Raw genomic sequence first — 19,415 nt, forward strand, 5'->3', positions numbered from 1 at the left:
CCCGGCGTGCACCCCACGCCGCCAGCAGCAGAGAACACGGATGACCCGAGCCAAGAACCCGCCCGCTGTAGAACCGATCGTCGAACGCATCGAAGACGTCGACGTCGCCACCGAGATGCAGGGCTCGTTCCTCGAGTACGCCTACTCCGTCATCTACTCCCGCGCCCTGCCCGACGCTCGCGACGGGCTCAAGCCGGTGCAGCGACGGATCCTCTTCGGCATGAACGAGATGGGGCTGCGCCCCGACCGCGGACACGTCAAGTCCTCCCGCGTCGTCGGCGAGGTCATGGGCAAGTACCACCCGCACGGCGACACCGCGATCTACGACACCCTCGTTCGCATGGCGCAGGCGTTCACCCTTCGCGTGCCGCTCGTCGACGGCCACGGCAACTTCGGGTCGCTCGACGACGGCCCCGCGGCCTCCCGCTACACCGAGGCCCGCCTCACCGCCGCAGCGATCGCGATGAACGACGGCCTCGACGAAGACGTCGTCGACTTCGTGCCGAACTACGATAACCAGTTCATGCAGCCGGCCGTGCTCCCGGCCGCGTACCCGAACCTGCTGGTCAACGGGGCGAGCGGCATCGCCGTCGGCATGGCCACGAACATGGCCCCGCACAACCTCATCGAGGTCGTCGCCGCGGCCAGGCACCTGATCGCGAACCCCGACGCCACGCTCGACGACCTGATGGAGTTCGTGCCGGCGCCCGATCTGCCCTCGGGCGGCACGATCGTCGGACTCGCCGGCATCCGCGACGCGTACGCGACCGGGCGCGGCAGCTTCAAGACCCGAGCCAAGGTGCGAATCGAGCCGATCACGGCTCGCAAGACCGGGCTGGTCGTCACCGAACTCCCCTACCTCGTCGGCCCCGAGAAGGTCATCGAGAAGATCAAGGACGGCGTCAACGCCAAGAAGATCAGCGGCATCTCGGATGTCACCGACCTCACCGACCGCACGAACGGGCTGCGACTGGTCATCGGCATCAAGACCGGGTTCAGCCCCGATGCGGTGCTCGAACAGCTCTACCGGCTGACGCCGCTCGAGGACTCCTTCAACATCAACAACGTCGCGCTCGTGAACGGCGGGCCGCAGACGCTCGGACTCCGCGAGCTGCTGCAGGTCTACGTCGAACACCGCATCTCGGTCGTCACGCGCCGCTCGCAGTACCGCCTCGCGCGCCGGCAGGAGCGCCTGCACCTCGTCGACGGCCTGCTGATCGCGATCCTCGACATCGACGAGGTCATCCAGGTGATCCGATCGAGCGACGACACGGCCGCCGCCCGTAGCCGGCTCATGGAGGTCTTCGACCTCAGCCTCGTGCAGACCGACTACATCCTCGAGCTGCAACTGCGCCGGCTCACGAAGTTCTCGCGCATCGAGCTCGAGGCCGAGCGCGACAAGCTGCGCGCCGAGATCGCCGAGCTCGAGACGCTGTTGGCCAGCCGACACCGCATCGAGGCGCTCGTCTCCGACGAGCTCGCCGAGATCGCCGAGAAGTACGGCACGCCGCGCCGCACCCTCCTCACCGATGCGCGCCCGATCGCCACTGGTGCGGCGGCGAAGCGCGCCGCAGCGATCCTCGAGCTCGCCGACGTCCCCTGCCGGGTGTTCCTCTCGGTCACCGGCCGCATCGCGCGCGTCGACCTCGCCGCGACCGAGAACGGCGCACCGACGATCACCGTGCCCTCCCGCCGCAGCAAGCACGACGCGATCCTCTCGACGCTCGAGACCTCGACCCGTTCCGAGATCGGCGCCGTCACGAACCTCGGTCGGCTCATCCGCTTCACGCCCGTCGACGTGCCGATGCTGCCGCCCACCTCGGTGCAGCTCGGTGCCGGCGTGAGGATCGGCGACTACCTCTCGCTCCCCAACCGCGATGAGAAGGTGCTCGCGCTCGTCTCGCTCACCTCGCAGCGCTCGATCGCGCTCGGCACGAAGCAGGGCATCGTCAAGCGCGTCTCGACCGGCGCCTACCCCAACAAGCCCGAGTTCGAGGTCATCGGCCTCAGGGCCGGCGACGAGGTCGTCGGCGCGGTGCAGGGCGACGAGGGCGACGAACTCGTGTTCGTCGCCTCCGACGCGCAACTGCTGCACTTCCCGGCGGCGACCGTTCGCCCGCAGGGATGCCCCGCCGGTGGAATGGCCGGCATGAAGCTCAGCGCGGGCGCCCATGCGATCCACTTCACGAGCCTGCCCGCCGATCAGCTCGACTCGACCGTCGTCGTCACGATCGCGGCCAGCAACGAGACCCTGCTCGGCGTCGACACGGGCAGCGCCAAGATGAGCGAGTTCGCCGAGTTCCCCGGCAAGGGCCGCGCCACGGGCGGCGTGCGCGCCCAGCGGTTCCTCAAGGGCGAAGATGCGCTGCACCTCGCCTGGGTCGGTCCCTCGCCCGCGCTTGCGGTCGCCGCCGACGGAGCCGCGCGTCAGCTGCCCGACCCCGGCGCGAAGCGCGACGCCTCCGGCCAGCCGCTCGAGGCGCACGTCGCCTCGGTCGGCACGCGCATCGCATAGCGACCGCTCCGACGACGAACGCGAGAACGCGGCGGCCCGAGTCGGGCCGCCGCGTTGCTCATCTCCGTTCGTCGGGGCGAACCCCGACCGGGCTCAGGCGTCGATGCGATCGCGTTCGAGCGCGTCGGCGCTCTCGACGATGAACTCCTTGCGCGGGGCGACCTCGTTGCCCATGAGCAGCTCGAACACGCGGCCGGCGGCTTCGGCGTCGCCGAGGCCGACCCGGCGCAGCGTGCGGTGGCGACGATCCATCGTGGTGGTCGCGAGCTGGTCGGCATCCATCTCGCCGAGGCCCTTGTAGCGCTGGATCGGGTCTTGATACCGCCGGCCCTGCTTCTTCAGCCCGGCGAGCACGCCCGTGAGCTCGGCCTCGGAGTACGTGTAGATCGTCTCGTTCGGCTTCGAGCCCGGGTTCATCACGACGACACGATGCAGCGGTGGCACGGCGGCGAAGACCCGCCCCTCTTCGATCATCGGCCGCATGTAACGGAAGAAGAGCGTGAGCAGCAGGGTGCGGATGTGGGCGCCGTCGACGTCGGCGTCGCTCATGATGATGACCTTGCCGTACCGTGCCGTCGCGATGTCGAAGCTCCGCCCCGAGCCGGCCCCGATGACCTGGATGATCGACGCGCACTCGGCGTTGCCGAGCATGTCAGCCACGCTCGCCTTCTGCACGTTGAGGATCTTGCCGCGGATCGGCAGCAGCGCCTGGTGCTCGCTGTCGCGTGCGAGCTTGGCCGTGCCGAGCGCGGAGTCGCCCTCGACGATGAACAGCTCGCTGTGCGCGACATCCGTCGACCGGCAGTCGACGAGCTTCGCCGGCAGCGACGACGACTCGAGGGCGTTCTTGCGTCGCTGCGTCTCCTTGTGCGTGCGCGCCGAGATGCGGGACTTCATCTCGGCGACGACCTTGTCGAGCAGCAGCGAGGACTGCGCCTTGTCATCGCGCTTGGTCGACGAGAAGCGGAGGCCGAGCTCCTTCGTGAGCACGTTCGTCACGATCGCGCGCACGGCGGGGGTGCCGAGCACCTCTTTCGTCTGGCCCTCGAACTGCGGTTCGGGAAGGCGCACGGTGATGACCGCGGTCAGTCCCGCGAGCACGTCGTCCTTCTCGAGCTTGTCGTTGCCGGCCTTGAGTCGGCGCGCGTTCTGCTCGACCTGCTGGCGCAGGAACTTCAGCAGCCCCTGGTCGAAGCCGGTCTGATGCGTGCCGCCCTTGGGCGTGGCGATGATGTTGACGAACGACTTGACGACCGTGTCGTACCCGGTGCCCCACCGAAGCGCGATGTCGACCACGCATTCGCGCTTCAGCTCGGTCGGGACCATCGCCCCGCCCTCGGTGAGCACCGGCACCGTCTCGGTGAAGGAGCCGACCCCGGTCAGGCGCCACACATCGGTGAGGGCCGAGTCGACGGCGAGGTGCTCGACGAACTCGGAGATGCCCCCCTCGAACTGGAACGACATGGTGTGCGGGGTCTCGCCGCGGTCATCGGTCACGTCGATCGCGAGGCCGGGCACGAGGAATGCAGTCTGGCGGGCGCGCCCGAGCAGCTCCTCGGACTGGAACTCTGCGCCCTTGGTGAAGATCTGCCGATCGGCCCAGTACCGGATGCGCGTGCCGGTGACGCCCTTGGCGACCTTGCCGACGACGCGCAGCTCGCTGCGGTCCTCGAACGGGGTGAACGGCGCGTCGGGCGAGGGCTCACCCGAATCGGCGAAGATGCCGGGCTCCCCGCGGTGGAACGACATCGCCCACGTCTTGCCGTCGCGGTCGACCTCGACGTCGAGACGCTCCGACAGCGCGTTCACGACGGAGGCGCCGACGCCGTGCAGGCCACCGGATGCCGCGTACGAGCCGGATCCGAACTTGCCGCCCGCGTGCAGCTTGGTGAAGACGACCTCGACGCCGGAGAGGCCGGTCTTCGGCTCGATGTCGACGGGGATGCCGCGCGCGCGGTCGCGCACCTCGACGCTGCCGTCGGGATGCAGCCGTACGCCGATGTCGCTGCCGTGCCCGGCGAGCGCCTCGTCGACCGAGTTGTCGATGATCTCCCAGAGGCAGTGCATGAGCCCTCGGGAGTCGGTCGAACCGATGTACATGCCGGGTCGCTTGCGAACGGCCTCGAGGCCTTCGAGCACGGAGAGATGGCGGGCGGAATAGTCGGAGCTCACGTCGCACAAGCCTACTGAGCACCGACGACGCCGGAGCGCAGGCGCTACGCGGTGAGCGAAATGCCCGGCAGAACGGAAGGAACCTCGCCCGACTCGTGTTTTCATTGAGGAACGGATTTCGCGCAGTGAGCCAGGAGGAGGAGCCATGACGCAGCACACCGAAACCAACGGTGCGGTCGATGAACTCGAGACCCCGTACGAGCTCACCGCTCTCGACCGCTGCGACGCCTGCGGAGCGCAGGCCTACATTCGTGTCGTCGTGGGCAACGGAGAACTGCTGTTCTGCGCTCACCACGGGCGCAAGCACCAGGAGAAGCTCTCGCAGATCGCGCACAGCTGGCACGACGAGTCGTCGCGCCTCAACGACCGCCCCTAGGGCCGCGCAGCAGACGAATGAAGGACGCCCCGGGAGGAAATCCCGGGGCGTCCTTCGTTGCCGGGTGCTCCTCGCGCCTGCCGCCGCCGCGATCGGCGCCCGAGAGCGAGTCGTGACGGTCCGGCGCGATCCTGCCGGCCCTATCGGGTTCAGTCCCGCGCGTCGGACGCTGCGGGTTCCACCTCGACGCCGGCGGCCGTGAGATGTGCGCGGCGCGCGGACTCCGCGTAGGCGTCAACGACGCGCGTCTTCTCCCCCGGCTCGTAGCCGAGTCCGGCGCGCGCGGCCATGGTCGTGAGGATGCGGTCGGCGAGGGCCGGGTTCTTGGCCAGCACCGGGCCGTGCAGGTGCGTGCCGATGACCTCGCCCATGACGACGCCCTCCTGACCGGAGCCCTTCGCATTGCCTGCGCCGGAGCGGACTCGCCCGAGCGGCGAGCCCTCGGCGCCGACGTAGGCGCGCGCATGGTTCTCGAAGCCGACGAGCAGTTCTCGCGAGCCGCGCTCGGCGACCACCAGGTCGCCGATGATGCGGCCGCCGACGTCGGGCACGGCGCGCCCCGGCAGGATGCCGAGGCCTTCGATGCCGGTGCCGTCGGGCAGTTCGATGCCCCAGGAGAGCAGCTCCCATCCGGTGCCGACCGCGAGGATGGGCACGCCCTCGGTACCCCAGCGCCGAAGGTCGTCGTGCAGCTCGAGCAGCCGCGTGCGGGCGGCGTCGAGCGAGGCATCCGTGCCGGAGCCGATCACGATCGCGTCGACGCGCGCGGGAAGGTCGTCGCGCGACTCGACCTCGACGACGCGCGCGTCGAGACCGGCCCAACCGGCGCGCCGGGCGAGCACCGCGGCGTTCTCGGCGTCGCCGTTCGTGTTCAGCAGCGACGGCAGCAGGGTGACGATCGTGAGGGTCATTCCGCTCCCGTGAGTCCGAGGTGTGCGCGCGTGCGCCGCATCGAGTCGGCTGAGAAGATGATCGTCTTCGTTCCGGATGCCGGCGCGGGCGCAGCGAGGAAGTCGTCGACGGCCCGCGCGAGATCGGGCTCGACCCGGTCGATGCCGACGCCGTCGTAGGCGAGCATGAGCGCGGCTTCGGCCGCCTTGGAGCCGCTGACGATCGACACCCGTCCGAGCGATGAGGCGTCGGCGGGCCAGAAGTACGACGGGTCGCGCACGTCGGATCCGATCGCGAACAGGATGTCGGAGGTACCGGGCTCGACGCTGTCGACGTTGAGCTGGTAGCTCGCGGTGTTCTGCACGAGCACGAAATCGACCTCTTGACCACGCACGCTCACGCGCTCGCCCCGCCCGAAGACCGCCGGGATCGCGCTCAGCGCGTCGGCGGCGACCGCCGCGTCGAACCGTTCGCCGAGCACCGACTTCGCGGTCGTGTACGCGGCCGTCGCATCGACGCCGTAGTGGGTGCCGCGTGCCGGAAGCGTGACGGCCACGGTCGCCCCGTGGTCGTCGATCAGCGCGCTGCGTCCGTCGACGGACTCGAGTCGCACGCCCTCACCGACTGAAAGGCGCGACTCAGCCGTCTTCGCGTAGCCGAGACCGCGGGGGGATGCCGCGACGACCGACTCGGAGACCCCGAAGCGCCGCACCGCGACCTCCGCCCCGACCCGGGCCGCGAGCTGTTCGAGGTAGGCGTCGTCGGCGTTCACGACCACGGACTCCCGTGCGCGCGCCGCGATGCGCGCGAGCATGCCGGCCACCATCTCGGAGTCGTGGAACCGGTCGACCTGGTCGACCATCACGTTCATGAGCGTCACCGTGCGGGCGTCCACGCCCTGCATGACGAGCGCGCCGTGCCCTTCATCCATCTCGAGCACGGCCATCTCGCCGGGCACACGGCCCCGCCAGTCGGCGCGCTCGAGCAGCGCGGAGGTGAGGCCCTGGCTGATGTTCGCGGTCGACGGGTTCGTGAACACGTCGACGCCGTGGGCGCGGAGGATCGCGACGAGCATCTTCGTGGTCGTCGACTTGCCGCTCGAACCCGACACCACGACGAGCCCTTGGGGGAAGCCAGAGAGCGTGCGCTTCAGGTAGTTCGGAGCGAGGCGGTTGACGACGAGGCCGGGAACAGCCGATCCGCCGCCGGGCTTGCGCAGCCGGGCGGCGAATCGGGTGAGCCTGCCGGCCAGGATCGCCGGCGCGTAGCGCAGGGTTCCAGCTGGCACCGCCGGCCTACTCGAGGTAGTCGCGCAGCGACTGCGACCGCGACGGGTGGCGGAGCTTCGCCATCGTCTTGGACTCGATCTGGCGGATGCGCTCGCGCGTGACGCCGAACGTGTCGCCGATCTGGTCGAGCGTCTTCGGCATGCCGTCGCCGAGGCCGAAGCGCATGCGGATCACGCCGGCCTCGCGCTCGCTCAGCGAGTCGAGGAGCGACTCGAGCTGCTTCTGCAGCATCGTGAAGCCCACCGCGTCGGCCGGAACGACCGCCTCGGTGTCCTCGATGAGGTCACCGAACTCGCTGTCGCCGTCTTCACCGAGCGGCGTGTGCAGCGAGATGGGCTCGCGGCCGTACTTCTGCACCTCGATGACCTTCTCCGGGGTCATGTCGAGCTCGCGGCTCAGCTCCTCGGGCGTGGGTTCGCGACCGAGGTCCTGCAGCATCTGCCGCTGCACGCGGGCGAGCTTGTTGATGACCTCGACCATGTGCACCGGGATGCGGATGGTGCGGGCCTGGTCGGCCATGGCGCGCGTGATGGCCTGACGGATCCACCAGGTCGCGTAGGTCGAGAACTTGAAGCCCTTGGTGTAGTCGAACTTCTCGACCGCACGGATGAGGCCGAGGTTGCCCTCCTGGATCAGGTCGAGGAACTGCATGCCGCGACCCGTGTAGCGCTTGGCCAGCGAGACCACGAGGCGGAGGTTGGCGCCGAGCAGGTGGCTCTTCGCGCGCTGGCCGTCCTTCGCGACCCACTGCAGCTCGCGACCGAGCTGCGAGCGCTTCTCGGCATCGGTCATGTGCGAGAGCTTCTCTTCGGCGAACAGGCCCGCCTCGATGCGCATCGCGAGCTCGACCTCTTCGGCCGCGTTCAGCAGCGCGACCTTTCCGATCTGCTTCAGGTAGTCCTTGACGGGGTCGGCCGTCGCACCGGTGATGGCGCTCGAGTAGACCGGGACCTCGTCTTCGTCGTCGACGGCGCGCAGCACGAGCGCACCGGTGGGGTGCGGCTCGACGACCACGGGCTTCTCGTCTTCGTCTTCGTCGGATGCCGCGGCGTCGGTGCCCTCTGCACCTTCGGGGACCTCGACGACGTCGACCTCGACCTCTTCGTTCTCTTCGCCGTCGTCATCGGCGCCGGCCTTGGCGGCGCCACGGGCCTTCGTTCCCGCCTTGGCGGTGGTCTTTCGCGGCGTCTTGCTCGCAGTCGCGGTCTTCGCGCCTGCCTTGGCCGTGGTCGACTTCGCAGCCGTCGCGCGAGCGGCGGGCTTCTCGGCCTCGTCCTTCGCCGACGTCGCAGCCTTCGTCGTTGCCATTGGTTGAACCTCTCCTACATCGCACGGCGCATGCCCAGTGAGGGTCGCGGGTCGTGGTGGGTCCGATCGTTTTCGGACACTATGAGGACCCATGTCAAGTCCGCGACTCCGGCACGCGATCGTGCCCGCGGACCAGAACGGGTCCTTTCACCATTATACAGCCGCAGACTGCACGTCTCGTCCACGCGGGCAGCGCGTCTCGCCCGCGCCTCGAGGACACACGTCCGTTCCCTCAACACAACGCCGGTCGAGGCATCCGCATTCCCGAGGTTCGCTCACCCCGGAGCCGGTGCGACCCGAGTCGCGTCGCGTCACCTCGCGTCGCGGAAGACGGTTCAGCGAGGGACGGACGGCCTCACCCGCCGAGCGGCGACTCGTCGTCGTGCCTGCGGCGCACCGCGAGGAACTTCTCGAGCTCGGCCGCGATCTCGTCGGCCGACGGCAGCTCTCCCTCCTCGTCGGTGAGCGGCGAGCGGAAGGAGGTCTCCTGCATGTAGGTGTCGTGACGCTCCTCGAGCGTGCCGACGAGCTTCGCGAGCTCGCCGTTGCCGGCCACCTGCTCGTCGATGCGGGAGACGAACTCGCGGTTGGCCTCGCGGAGGCTGTCGGTCGGGAGGATCCGGCCGGTCGCGGCCGAGACCGCCTCGATCGCGGCGACCGCGGCCGCCGGGTACTCGGTGTCGCCCAGGTAGTGGGGAATGAGCAGCACGAAGGCGGCGACCGGGTGGTCGAGCTCCTGCAAGCGGTACTCCACGAGGTGGAGCGCGTTCGCGGGAGCCTCGGTGGTCGGCCGCCAGACGGACATCGCCTCGACGAACTCCGGTCGATTGCCGCTGACCGTCATGCTGATGGGCCGCGTGTGCGGCACGGGCATCGGGATCGCGTTGATCCACGTGAGCGAGGAGACCTGGAAGCGCTCGATGAGCTGCAGCACCGCGGCTCCGAACCGCTCCCACTGGAAGTCGGGCTCGTAGCCGCTGAGGAGCAGGAACTGCTGCCCGATCTCATCGCGGGCGAGCGAGAGCAGGAGGCGCGGCGGGCGGTACTCGGTGATGTGGTCCTCTTCGAAGAGGATGATGGGGCGACGCGCGCGGTAGTCGAGCAGCTCGTCGGCGTCGAACTGCGCGACCTCGACGTTGTCGAGCGTCGAGAGCAGGAACTCCATGGTCTGCGCGACGGCGGCGCCGGCATCGGCGAAGCCGGTGAGTCCGGCGACGAGCGGCAGCCCGGCGGGCACCTCGACACCGGGGCTCAGCTCGTAGAGGGAACGTGGATCGCGCATGCCTCAAGCCTACTGAGCGCATCTTGGCACCGGCCCCCGATCGGCGACGCCCCGTCGATGCTCAGAGCGAACACGTACGATTCCCACCATGAGCGTCCCCGAACTGCGCACCAGCGAACTCCCGCCCACCGCCTCCGAGGCCGACGTCGTGCTGCTCACGGCGGTCAGCACGCCCGACGGCCCAAGGCTGCTCGACGTCGACGGGTACGCCTGGGTCGCCCCGTTGCTCGCGGGGCTCGGCGTGTCCGGCGCGGCGGACGAGCTCGTGCGCATCCCCTCCTCGGGCGACGGCCCGGCCGTCGTCGCGGTCGCCGGGGTCGGAGAGCGAGCGGATGCCGCGAGCCTGCGTCTCGCCGTCGGCAGCGCGTTGCGCCAGCTCACCGGCGTCTCGCACGTCGCCGTCGCCGTTCCGGACGCCCTCGACGGCCAGGAGCCCGACGCCGCCTCCGAGGGCTCCCCCGCCGAGGCGATGCTCGAGGGAGCCGCACTCGGCGCGTACCTCTACACGACGTACCGCTCGGAGCCGAAGACGCCCGTCGCGGTCGTCACCGTGCACGCACCGGCATCCGCAGATCGGGTTCGCGTCGAGCGCGTGCGCATCATCGCGGACGCGGTGCACCGCACGAAGGACCTCGTGAACGCGGCGCCCGCCGACCTGTCCCCCGCCCGACTCGCCGAGATCGCCGTCGACACCGCCGACGTGCTCGGGGTGACCTCGACCGTGTGGGACGAGGAAGCCCTCGAATCCGACGGGTTCGGAGGCATCCTCGGCGTCGGGCAGGGCTCGTCGCGTGGGCCGCGGCTCGTCCGCCTCGAGTACGCTCCAACGACTGCGAGCCACCACCTGGCGCTCGTCGGCAAGGGCATCACGTTCGACTCCGGCGGGCTCTCGCTCAAGCCGGGCGGCTCGATGGTCGGCATGAAGTCCGACATGGCCGGCGCCGCGACGGTGCTCTCGGCGATCCTCGCGCTCGCCGCGCTCGAGGCGCCGATCCGGGTCACCGGGTGGCTCTGCCTCGCCGAGAACATGCCATCGGGCACCGCGATCCGCCCCAACGACGTGCTGCGCATCCGCGGCGGCAAGACCGTCGAGGTGCTGAACACGGATGCCGAGGGCCGCCTCGTGCTCGCCGACGGCCTCGTCGCCGCGAGCGAGGAGCAGCCCGATGCGATCGTCGACGTCGCGACCCTCACCGGCGCGCAGGTCGTCGCACTCGGCCACCGCATGGGCGGCCTCATGGGCGACGACTCGCTCGTCGGTCGCGTCCGCGCCTCCGCCGACTCGGTCGACGAGGCGTTCTGGCCGATGCCGCTGCCCGGCTACCTCAAGGCCAACCTGAAGTCGGATGTCGCCGACCTCGCGAACACCCGGCTCGGCACCACCATCCCCGGCATGCTGGTGGCCGGCGTGTTCCTGCGGGAGTTCGTCGGCCGACGCGAGGACTCCGGCGAACGCATCCCGTGGGCCCACCTCGACATCGCGGGCCCATCGTTCAACCAGGCCGGCGCATGGGGGCACACCGGATCCGGCGGCACCGCGATCGGCGTGCGAACGCTCATCGCGCTGGGCGAGGACCTCTCCGCCGGGTAGTAAGGTCGTATGGGCGAGATCTTCGCCCTTCACTCTGCCGCCGGTCACGCATCCGGGGCAGTCCGTGTCGCAGTTACAGGTGCGCAAGGGAGATTCCGGTTGTCCGAGCAGAACTTTGACATTGTCATCCTCGGTGGCGGCAGCGGAGGGTACGCAGCAGCTCTGCGGGCCGTCCAGCTCGGCTTCACCGTCGGCCTCATCGAGAAGGACAAGCTCGGCGGCACGTGTCTTCACCGTGGCTGCATTCCCACCAAGGCGCTGCTGCACGCGGCCGAGATCGCCGAGCACGCTCGCGATGCCGCCCGGTTCGGCGTGCGCACGACGTTCGAGGGCATCGACGTCGCCGGGGTCACCGCGTACCGCGAGGGCATCGTCTCCAGCAAGTTCAAGGGCCTGCAGGGCCTGGTCAAGGCCCGCGGCATCACCGTCATCGAGGGCGAGGGCCGCCTGGTCGCGCCGAACGCGGTGCAGGTCGGCGACCAGCGCATCGTCGGCAAGAACGTGATCCTCGCGACCGGCTCCTACTCGCGCTCGCTGCCCGGCCTCGAGATCGGCGGCCGCGTCATCACGAGCGAGCAGGCGCTCGAGCTCGACTTCGTGCCTGGCAAGGTCGCGATCCTCGGCGGCGGCGTGATCGGCGTCGAGTTCGCCAGCGTCTGGAAGTCGTTCGGCGCAGAGGTCACCATCATCGAAGCACTCCCCCACCTCGTGCCGAACGAGGAGGAGTCGATCTCAAAGCAGCTCGAGCGCGCGTTCCGCAAGCGCGGCATCGACTACAAGATCGGCGTGCGCTTCCAGTCGGTGACCCAGCACGAGAACGGCGTCGTCGTGACGCTCGAGAACGGCGAGACCGTCGAGGCCGAGCTCCTGCTCGTCGCCGTCGGCCGCGGCCCCGTCACCGCCGGCCTCGGCTACGAGGAGGTCGGCGTCGCCATGGACCGCGGCTTCGTGCTCACCGACGAGCGCCTCGCGACGAACGTGCCCGGCGTCTACGCCGTCGGCGACATCGTCCCCGGGCTCCAGCTCGCGCACCGCGGCTTCCAGCAGGGCATCTTCGTCGCCGAGGAGATCGCGGGCCTCAACCCGATCATCATCGAAGACGTCAACATCCCGAAGGTCACGTACTGCGAGCCCGAGATCGCCTCGATCGGCTACACCGAGGCGAAGGCCGGCGAGAAGTTCGGCGCCGACCAGGTCTCCTCCTACGAGTACAACCTCGCCGGCAACGGCAAGAGCCACATCCTCGAGACGAGCGGCTCGATCAAGGTCGTCCGCGTCAACGACGGCCCCATCGTCGGCGTGCACATGATCGGCGGCCGCGTCGGCGAACTCATCGGCGAGGCCCAGCTCGCGGTGAACTGGGAGGCCTACCCCGAGGACATCGCCCCGTTCATCCACGCGCACCCCACGCAGAACGAGGCGCTCGGCGAGGCGTTCCTGAAGCTCGCAGGCAAGCCGCTGCACGCCCTCTGATCCTGTATCACCCCAATACGACTGCAATAAGCTAGAAGCGTCCCAACGCTGTGAAGGAGACAAGCGCATGAGCGAATCCGTCAGCCTCCCGGCACTCGGTGAGAGTGTCACAGAGGGCACGGTCACCCGATGGCTGAAGAACGTCGGCGACCGTGTCGAGGTCGACGAGCCGCTGCTCGAGGTCTCGACCGACAAGGTCGACACCGAGATCCCGTCGCCGGTTGCCGGTGTCATCGAGGCGATCCTCGTCCAGGAGGACGAGACCGTCGAGGTCGGCACCGCACTCGTGACGATCGGCGACGGCAGCGCCGCTGCAGCGCCCGCTGAGGCAGCGCCCGAGCCCGAGCCCGCCGCAGCCCCGGCGCCCGAGGCACCGGCAGCACCCGCTGCCGAGGCTCCGGCCGCTCCGGCCGCAGAAGCTCCGGCAGCACCCGCCCCGGCAGCAGAGGCACCGGCGGCTCCGGCAGCACCCGCGGCCCCGGTCGCAGAGGCACCGGCAGCTCCAGCAGCACCCGCAGCCCCGGCAGCCCCGGCAGCAGAGGCTCCGGCAGCACCCGCCCCTGCGGCTCCCGCCGCAGAGGCACCTGCCGCTCCCGCGGCTCCGGCCGCAGAGGCACCTGCCGCTCCGGCAGCACCCGCGGCACCGGCAGCCGCTGCCGAGGCTCCGGCCGCGTCCGGCTCGCACGCCGGCGCACCCGGCTACGTCACGCCGATCGTCCGCAAGCTCGCCAACGAGCAGGGCGTCGACCTCGCCAGCGTCACCGGCACCGGTGTCGGCGGCCGCATCCGCAAGCAGGACGTCATCTCGGCGCAGTCCGCCCCGCAGGCGGAGGCGGCTCCCGCTCGCACGCCGCTCGAGGCGTCGCCGCTGCGCGGCACCACGGTTCCGATGACCCGACTCCGCAAGGTCGTCGCCGAGCGCGCCGTCGTGTCGATGCAGTCGACCGCACAGCTCACCTCGGTCGTCGAGGTCGACGTGACCAAGGTCGCGCGCCTGCGCGACAAGGTCAAGGGCGACTTCCTCGCCAAGACCGGCAACAAGCTCAGCTTCCTGCCGTTCTTCGCCCTCGCGACCGCCGAGGCGCTGCGCGCGTTCCCGATCATCAACTCGACCGTCGACGGCGACTCCATCGTGTACCCGGCGCAGGAGAACGTGAGCATCGCGGTCGACACCGAGCGCGGCCTGCTCACGCCGGTCATCCGCAACGCGGGCGAGCTCGACATCGCCGGCCTCGCCGCGCAGATCGCCGACCTCGCCGACCGCACGCGCAACAACCAGCTGAAGCCCGACGAGCTCTCGGGTGGCACGTTCACGCTGACCAACACCGGCTCGCGCGGCGCACTGTTCGACACGCCCGTCGTGTTCCTGCCGCAGTCGGCGATCCTCGGCACCGGCATCGTCGTCAAGCGTCCGGTGGTCGTGACCACCGACGGCTCCGAGGCGATCGCCGTTCGCTCGATGGTCTACCTGGCGCTCTCGTACGACCACCGCATCATCGACGGCGCCGACGCCGCTCGCTTCCTGACGGCCGTCAAGGACCGTCTCGAGTCGGGCGACTTCGAGGCCGACCTCGGCATCTAGTCGAAGATCTCGCGAAGACGCCAACCGGCCTCGCTCCTCACCACGAGGAGCGAGGCCGGTTCTTCGTCGTCGACACGTGCCACCTGCACGAGCACCGCAGCACCCATCTCCGTCACGACCTCCATCCGCTCGGGATCGTAGGCCTCCACGCCGCCCGCGCCATCCCGCGCCGCGAGCATCAGATTCCAATCCGCGTCCTCCAATGGCGAGCCGGGCTGCACGTACGAGGCGACGCACGACGGATCCAGCTCGGCGAAGCAGGACTCGCGCAACTGCAGCAGCGAGCGAGCGCCCACGACGGGGTCCTGCGACTCGAGACCCTCGCCCGGCGACCCCGCTTCGTCGTCGTCTGCCTCCCCCTCGTCGACGCTCGACTCCGCATCCGTCACTGCACCCGCATTCGGTGTCGACGTGGCCGCCGGATCCCCGTCGGCCTCCGCATCCTCCGCCGCTCCGGCAACGGCCCGACCGGCATCCGCCGACGCAGTCGCGCCCTGGTTCCCATCGGTGCCACCGCCCGCGGAGGGTACGACCGTGAGCAGCAGCACGAGCGCTGCAGCGCCGAGCAGCGCGCCGACCACCACCGGCCTGCGACGCGCCCCGACCCACGCCGTCGCGCGCCGTCGAACGGTCGCCACGCGATCGGCATCGGCGGACTCGGCGAGATGTTCGATCAGCGGCACCGGAACCTCGGCGAGATCGAACAGGCCCGAGGTCAGGCGCCGTGACTCCGCCTGCCCCGGCAGCCCTCGGCGCCGCATCCGTTTCGCACCTGGACCGGCGGTCGCGGCCGCTTCGACGGGTTCGGGAGCCTGCGGGGCGAGCACGCGAGCGGGGAGCCTGAGCTCCCGCACCGGCGGAAGCCCCGCGACCGGCGCCGGCGCCGCCGCGCGGAAGAGGGCCTGCTCGAGGTCCCGCTCGAACGGGGAGAACGGTCGAGTCGCGAGCGCGGTCTTGGCGAGATCGACCGCGGCGTCGAACACCCCGACCGGGCGTACGGCGCCCACGACCTGGTCGACGTACGCCGTGAGCGCGTCGAGCCCGGTTCGACGCAACATCGTGGCGGACGCGTGGTCACCCGGCAGCGGCTCGAGACCACCGAGACCGAGCAGACGCGGTCGGCCGCTGGAGTCGAGCTGCACATCGCTCGGCGCGAGCCTGCCGTGCACGAATCCGGCTTCGGCCAGACGTGCGATGCCCGCGACGACCGGTGCGATCAAGGTCACGGCCTCGCCCGGCTCGAGGCTGCGCTCGTGGATCACCTGCGCGACCGTCGCTCCCCCGATGCGCTCCACGACGGCGACCCTGCCGCCGGAGTCGGTGGTCGCGACATCCAGCAGCGTCGGCAGGCCGGCGCCCGGAACGGCGTGCATCGCATCGAGCTCGGCGGCGATCGAGAGGTCGTCGACGTCGTCGCGGTAGATGCGCATCACGACGAGCGGGGCGGTCTCACATGGGGAGTCGGCTCGCCGGTCTGCGGACGCATCGCCGCTGGCCTCGGCGTGCTGCGCGACCGCGAGGAAGACGTCGGCCCGCGAGCCGGATCCGATGCGCCTGAGGATCCGGTAGCCCGCGATGCCCGCGCCTGCCACGGCGAGCGGCGCGGCCTGGAGGTGCGCGGACTCCCCGGCATCCGATCCCCCCGATCGTCGGCCGGGCCGACCTCGCCCGCCTCCGCCGCCAGACCGCTCGCCCCCAGACCACCTGCCACCCGACCGCCCGCCGTTCGTCCGCCCACTGCTCATCCGCCTACGGTGCCGCCCATGAGTCACCCGGAACGACGAGGACCAGCTCCACCGATGCGAAGCGTCCGCCGACGCGGCGTGGGGAGGACGAGTGGCACGGCGCTCGTGTCTAGACTCGGAGCATGCTCGACTTCGTCGTCGCGGGGCTAAGCGCCAACTCCGTGCCGTACATCGAAGGTCTCGACCTTCAGCGCGCCGTCCATCGCGCGGTCGTCAGGGGCGAACGCCCCGACACCGTCCTCCTCCTGGAGCACCCCTCCGTCTACACCGCAGGCAGGCGCACGTCGCCAGACGAGCGGCCGACCGACGGAACCCCGGTCATCGACGTCGATCGCGGTGGCAAGATCACCTGGCACGGCCCAGGGCAGCTCGTCGGCTATCCGATCCTGCGCCTCGACGAGCCGGTCGACGTCGTCGGCTACGTCCGCAGGCTCGAGGGCGTGCTCATCGCCGTGCTCGCGGGCCTGGGCGTCGAGGGTCGACGAGTCGAGGGCCGTTCGGGCGTCTGGGTCGGCGATGCCGGTCACGAGAACAAGATCGCCGCGATCGGCATCCGCGTCGCCGAGGGCGTGACCACGCACGGCTTCGCGCTGAACTGCTCGAACGAACTCGAACCGTATTCGAGAATCGTGGCCTGCGGCATCCGCGACGCCGGGGTGACGACCATCTCGCGCGAGCTGGGCCGCGAGGTCACGCCGACCGAGGTCGTCGACGAGGTCGAGGCCGCCCTGCGCACCGAGTTCGAGGCCGTGATCGCCGCATGAGCGCCGCTCCAGACGGGCGCCGGATGCTGCGCCTCGAGGTCCGCAACGCCGAGACGCCGATCGAGCGCAAGCCCGAGTGGATCAAGACCAGGGCGAAGATGGGGCCCGAGTACCGCCAACTGCAGGACCTCGTGAAGAGCGAAGACCTGCACACGGTCTGTCAGGAGGCCGGCTGCCCGAACATCTACGAGTGCTGGGAGGACCGCGAGGCGACCTTCCTCATCGGCGGCTCCCAGTGCACGCGGCGCTGCGACTTCTGCCAGATCGACACCGGCAAGCCGGCCGACTACGACGTCGACGAGCCGCGGCGCGTCGCCGAATCCGTGCAGCGCATGCAGCTGCGCTACTCGACCGTCACCGGCGTCGCCCGCGACGACCTGCCCGACGGCGGCGCCTGGCTCTACGCCGAGACGATCCGCGAGATCCACCGCCAGTCGCCGGGAACCGGCGTGGAGATCCTCGTGCCCGATTTCAACGGAGAGCCCGACCTGCTGCGGCAGGTGTTCGACGCCCGACCCGAGGTCTTCGCGCACAACGTCGAGACCGTGCCGCGCATCTTCAAGCGCATCAGGCCCGCGTTCCGCTACGAGCGATCGCTCGACGTGATCACCCAAGGCCGTGATGCCGGCCTGATCACCAAGTCGAACCTCATCCTCGGCATGGGCGAGGAGCGTGCGGAGGTGACGCAGGCCCTGCACGACCTGCACGATGCCGGCACCGACATCATCACCATCACGCAGTACCTCCGTCCGAGCCCTCGCCACCTGCCCGTGGCCAGGTGGGTGCGGCCCGAGGAGTTCATCGAGCTCAAGGCCGAGGCGGAACAGATGGGGTTCCTCGGCGTGCTCTCCGGGCCGCTCGTGCGATCGTCGTACCGAGCAGGGCGGCTGTGGGCCCAGTCCATGCATGCCAAGGGGCGCACGCTGCCCGCCGAGCTGTCCCATCTGGCCGATCCGGCACTGGGCTTCGCGCAGGCAGTCGGCTGAGTCATCCGGATGCCGCTTCCGACCGTCACGATCGCGGTCGGAAGCGGCCCTTCGCGCCGGTATCCTTGTGCACATGGCACGCACCAAGGATTCGTCCGCTCCGAAGGAGCCAGGGCGTCTGAAGCAGATGTGGCAGGTCTTCCAGATGACCCGCCGCTACGACTCGAGCGCGCAGTGGCTCATGCTGCTCGTGTTCCTGGCCCCCGTCATCGTCGGGCTCGGGCTCGCCCTCTGGTTGAGCGAGGGCAATGGCTTCACGATCGCGCTGTGGATCGTGGCGGGCGTGCTCGCGGGCCTGCTGCTCGCGCTCATCGTCCTCGGTCGACGTGCCGAGCGCGCGGCCTACGCGCAGATCGACGGCCAGCCCGGTGCGGTCGGTGCGGTCCTGCGCAGCGGACTCCGCGGCGGCTGGATCGGCAACGAGATGCCCGTCGCCGTCAACGGCAAGACGCAAGACGCGGTGTACCGTTCCGTCGGGCGCGGCGGCGTCGCCCTCATCAGCGAGGGTCCGCAGACGCGCACCAAGCGCATGCTCGACGACGAGAAGCGCAAGGTCGCCCGCGTGCTGCCGAACGTGCCGATCACGCTCATCGCGGTCGGCCACGACGACGGTGCGATCGAGTTGCACCGCCTGCCCGCCGCCCTGCGAAAGATCAAGCGCTCCCTGACCAAGCCCGAGGTGCTCGCGGTGTCGAACCGCCTGAACTCGCTGCAGTCCTCGCTGCCCATCCCGAAGGGCATCGACCCGATGAAGGCGCGGCCGCAGCGCGGCAAGATGCGCTGATCCCCCACCGACGCCCGAACGCGGCATCCGACCTGGTCGGGTGCCGCGTTCGTCGTTCGGGCGATCGATCCGGTTCCGGATGCCGCGGGCGGGCGTGCCTCAGGGGCTCCGGATGTCGCGAGCCGGCGTGCGGAGCATCCGCCGCTCAGGAGCGGACGAGCACCGTGCCCGCGACCTTGTCGTGGAATCCGCGCTGGTCGGAGTCCCACACGAGCGCGGGCACCACGATGGCGAGCAGCAGCGTGCGCACGACCGGGCGCCAGAGCCCGACCCATCCTCCGGCGATCGGCAGGATGCGCAGCCCCATGAGCCGGTGGCCGACGCTGCCGCCGATGGTCGGGATGAACACGACCTGCATGAGCGCGAAGATGCCGAGCGTGAGCCAGGAGTGCAGCAGCGAGCTGTATGGCGCGAAGAGCAGCGCGATCACCAGTGCGGCGGCCCAGTCGATGAGGATCGCGGCGATGCGCCGACCGACCCGCGCGACCGAGTTCGGGCCCTCGTCGGGCAGCCCGAGCCGCTCCCCCGGCCACCGGCTGGGCTCGAGCTGGCCGAAGGTGGTGGGGGTCGCGTCAGGCATCCATCGATTCTACCGAGCGGCGGCGACGTAACACGTCTGAAACAATTGCGTCATGGTCGGGTAACCACCACTCGGTA

At 70.1% G+C, this 19,415-nt stretch carries 15 protein-coding genes; 8 read left to right on the plus strand and 7 right to left on the minus strand.

Translation table 11 applies throughout. The annotated features are described in order from the left end of the window. Positions 1-40 precede the first annotated feature (40 nt). Positions 41-2,515, plus strand: coding sequence for a DNA topoisomerase (ATP-hydrolyzing) subunit A (locus ASE68_RS09960; protein WP_055857902.1), 2,475 nt, complete (start codon positions 41-43; stop codon positions 2,513-2,515). 93 nt (positions 2,516-2,608) lie between these two features. Here ASE68_RS09960 and ASE68_RS09965 read toward each other — a convergent pair whose 3' ends face one another. Further along, the gene (locus ASE68_RS09965; RefSeq protein WP_055857904.1) at positions 2,609-4,687 is read right to left on the minus strand and encodes a type IIA DNA topoisomerase subunit B; all 2,079 of its coding nucleotides are present in this window, start codon (positions 4,685-4,687) and stop codon (positions 2,609-2,611) included. 145 nt (positions 4,688-4,832) lie between these two features. Between ASE68_RS09965 and ASE68_RS09970 the strand changes: the two genes are divergently transcribed. Next, positions 4,833-5,063, plus strand: coding sequence for a hypothetical protein (locus tag ASE68_RS09970; RefSeq protein ID WP_055857906.1), 231 nt, complete (start codon positions 4,833-4,835; stop codon positions 5,061-5,063). A gap of 149 nt (positions 5,064-5,212) precedes the next feature. Here the strand turns inward: ASE68_RS09970 and ASE68_RS09975 are convergent, their stop codons facing one another. The 4 genes from ASE68_RS09975 to ASE68_RS09990 all read right to left on the minus strand — a co-directional run bounded on the left by ASE68_RS09975 (position 5,213) and on the right by ASE68_RS09990 (position 9,833). After that, the gene (locus tag ASE68_RS09975; RefSeq protein ID WP_055857908.1) at positions 5,213-5,974 is read right to left on the minus strand and encodes a type 1 glutamine amidotransferase; all 762 of its coding nucleotides are present in this window, start codon (positions 5,972-5,974) and stop codon (positions 5,213-5,215) included. Further along, positions 5,971-7,242 (minus strand): Mur ligase family protein, encoded by a 1,272-nt coding sequence (locus ASE68_RS09980; protein ID WP_055857910.1) that lies wholly within the window; start codon positions 7,240-7,242, stop codon positions 5,971-5,973. The genes ASE68_RS09975 and ASE68_RS09980 overlap by 4 nt, the downstream gene beginning before the upstream one ends. A gap of 7 nt (positions 7,243-7,249) precedes the next feature. Next, positions 7,250-8,551 (minus strand): RNA polymerase sigma factor, encoded by a 1,302-nt coding sequence (locus ASE68_RS09985; protein ID WP_055857914.1) that lies wholly within the window; start codon positions 8,549-8,551, stop codon positions 7,250-7,252. A gap of 355 nt (positions 8,552-8,906) precedes the next feature. Then, a complete protein-coding gene (locus tag ASE68_RS09990; RefSeq protein WP_055857916.1) occupies positions 8,907-9,833 on the minus strand; it encodes a proteasome assembly chaperone family protein in 927 nt (308 codons plus the stop codon). An 88-nt stretch (positions 9,834-9,921) separates the two neighbouring features. Here ASE68_RS09990 and ASE68_RS09995 point away from each other — a divergent pair, with 88 nt between their 5' ends. The 3 genes from ASE68_RS09995 to sucB all read left to right on the plus strand — a co-directional run bounded on the left by ASE68_RS09995 (position 9,922) and on the right by sucB (position 14,479). Continuing rightward, entirely contained in the window at positions 9,922-11,424 is a 1,503-nt protein-coding gene (locus ASE68_RS09995; protein WP_055857918.1) for a leucyl aminopeptidase, read from the plus strand. A gap of 99 nt (positions 11,425-11,523) precedes the next feature. Continuing rightward, on the plus strand, positions 11,524-12,897 hold the full coding sequence (gene lpdA / locus ASE68_RS10000; protein WP_055857920.1) for a dihydrolipoyl dehydrogenase: 1,374 nt from the start codon (positions 11,524-11,526) through the stop codon (positions 12,895-12,897). A 67-nt stretch (positions 12,898-12,964) separates the two neighbouring features. Next, positions 12,965-14,479: a 2-oxoglutarate dehydrogenase, E2 component, dihydrolipoamide succinyltransferase gene (gene sucB / locus ASE68_RS10005; protein WP_055857922.1), complete on the plus strand. Its 1,515-nt coding sequence runs from the start codon at positions 12,965-12,967 to the stop codon at positions 14,477-14,479. Here sucB and ASE68_RS10010 read toward each other — a convergent pair. Next, a complete protein-coding gene (locus tag ASE68_RS10010; RefSeq protein WP_055857925.1) occupies positions 14,476-16,071 on the minus strand; it encodes a hypothetical protein in 1,596 nt (531 codons plus the stop codon). The genes sucB and ASE68_RS10010 overlap by 4 nt on opposite strands. 275 nt (positions 16,072-16,346) lie before the next feature. On the opposite strand from ASE68_RS10010, the gene lipB reads away from it, so the two are divergent. From lipB to ASE68_RS10025, 3 genes are all read left to right on the plus strand, one after another. After that, positions 16,347-16,988 (plus strand): lipoyl(octanoyl) transferase LipB, encoded by a 642-nt coding sequence (lipB, locus tag ASE68_RS10015; protein ID WP_055857927.1) that lies wholly within the window; start codon positions 16,347-16,349, stop codon positions 16,986-16,988. Next, complete coding sequence (gene lipA, locus ASE68_RS10020) at positions 16,985-17,974, plus strand: lipoyl synthase (protein ID WP_055857930.1); 990 nt, start codon at positions 16,985-16,987, stop codon at positions 17,972-17,974. Before lipB ends, lipA begins: the two co-directional genes overlap by 4 nt. A gap of 73 nt (positions 17,975-18,047) precedes the next feature. Further along, on the plus strand, positions 18,048-18,758 hold the full coding sequence (locus ASE68_RS10025) for a DUF4191 domain-containing protein (RefSeq protein ID WP_055857931.1): 711 nt from the start codon (positions 18,048-18,050) through the stop codon (positions 18,756-18,758). A gap of 145 nt (positions 18,759-18,903) precedes the next feature. Here ASE68_RS10025 and ASE68_RS10030 read toward each other — a convergent pair whose 3' ends face one another. Further along, the gene (locus tag ASE68_RS10030; protein WP_055857933.1) at positions 18,904-19,338 is read right to left on the minus strand and encodes an RDD family protein; all 435 of its coding nucleotides are present in this window, start codon (positions 19,336-19,338) and stop codon (positions 18,904-18,906) included. Between the last annotated feature and the right edge of the window lie 77 nt (positions 19,339-19,415).

It is taken from the genome of Agromyces sp. Leaf222, assembly GCF_001421565.1.
GTDB lineage: Bacteria > Actinomycetota > Actinomycetes > Actinomycetales > Microbacteriaceae > Agromyces.

What these genes read in the sequence shown, in the direction of transcription:
- ASE68_RS10025 (WP_055857931.1), top strand. Translation starts at nt 18,048, where the DNA reads ATGGCACGCACCAAGGATTCGTCCGCTCCGAAGGAGCCAGGGCGTCTG.
- ASE68_RS10030 (WP_055857933.1), bottom strand. Translation starts at nt 19,338, where the DNA reads ATGCCTGACGCGACCCCCACCACCTTCGGCCAGCTCGAGCCCAGCCGG.
- ASE68_RS09975 (WP_055857908.1), bottom strand. Translation starts at nt 5,974, where the DNA reads ATGACCCTCACGATCGTCACCCTGCTGCCGTCGCTGCTGAACACGAAC.
- lipA (WP_055857930.1), top strand. Translation starts at nt 16,985, where the DNA reads ATGAGCGCCGCTCCAGACGGGCGCCGGATGCTGCGCCTCGAGGTCCGC.
- ASE68_RS09995 (WP_055857918.1), top strand. Translation starts at nt 9,922, where the DNA reads ATGAGCGTCCCCGAACTGCGCACCAGCGAACTCCCGCCCACCGCCTCC.
- ASE68_RS09960 (WP_055857902.1), top strand. Translation starts at nt 41, where the DNA reads ATGACCCGAGCCAAGAACCCGCCCGCTGTAGAACCGATCGTCGAACGC.
- lipB (WP_055857927.1), top strand. Translation starts at nt 16,347, where the DNA reads ATGCTCGACTTCGTCGTCGCGGGGCTAAGCGCCAACTCCGTGCCGTAC.
- ASE68_RS09970 (WP_055857906.1), top strand. Translation starts at nt 4,833, where the DNA reads ATGACGCAGCACACCGAAACCAACGGTGCGGTCGATGAACTCGAGACC.
- ASE68_RS09985 (WP_055857914.1), bottom strand. Translation starts at nt 8,551, where the DNA reads ATGGCAACGACGAAGGCTGCGACGTCGGCGAAGGACGAGGCCGAGAAG.
- sucB (WP_055857922.1), top strand. Translation starts at nt 12,965, where the DNA reads ATGAGCGAATCCGTCAGCCTCCCGGCACTCGGTGAGAGTGTCACAGAG.
- ASE68_RS09990 (WP_055857916.1), bottom strand. Translation starts at nt 9,833, where the DNA reads ATGCGCGATCCACGTTCCCTCTACGAGCTGAGCCCCGGTGTCGAGGTG.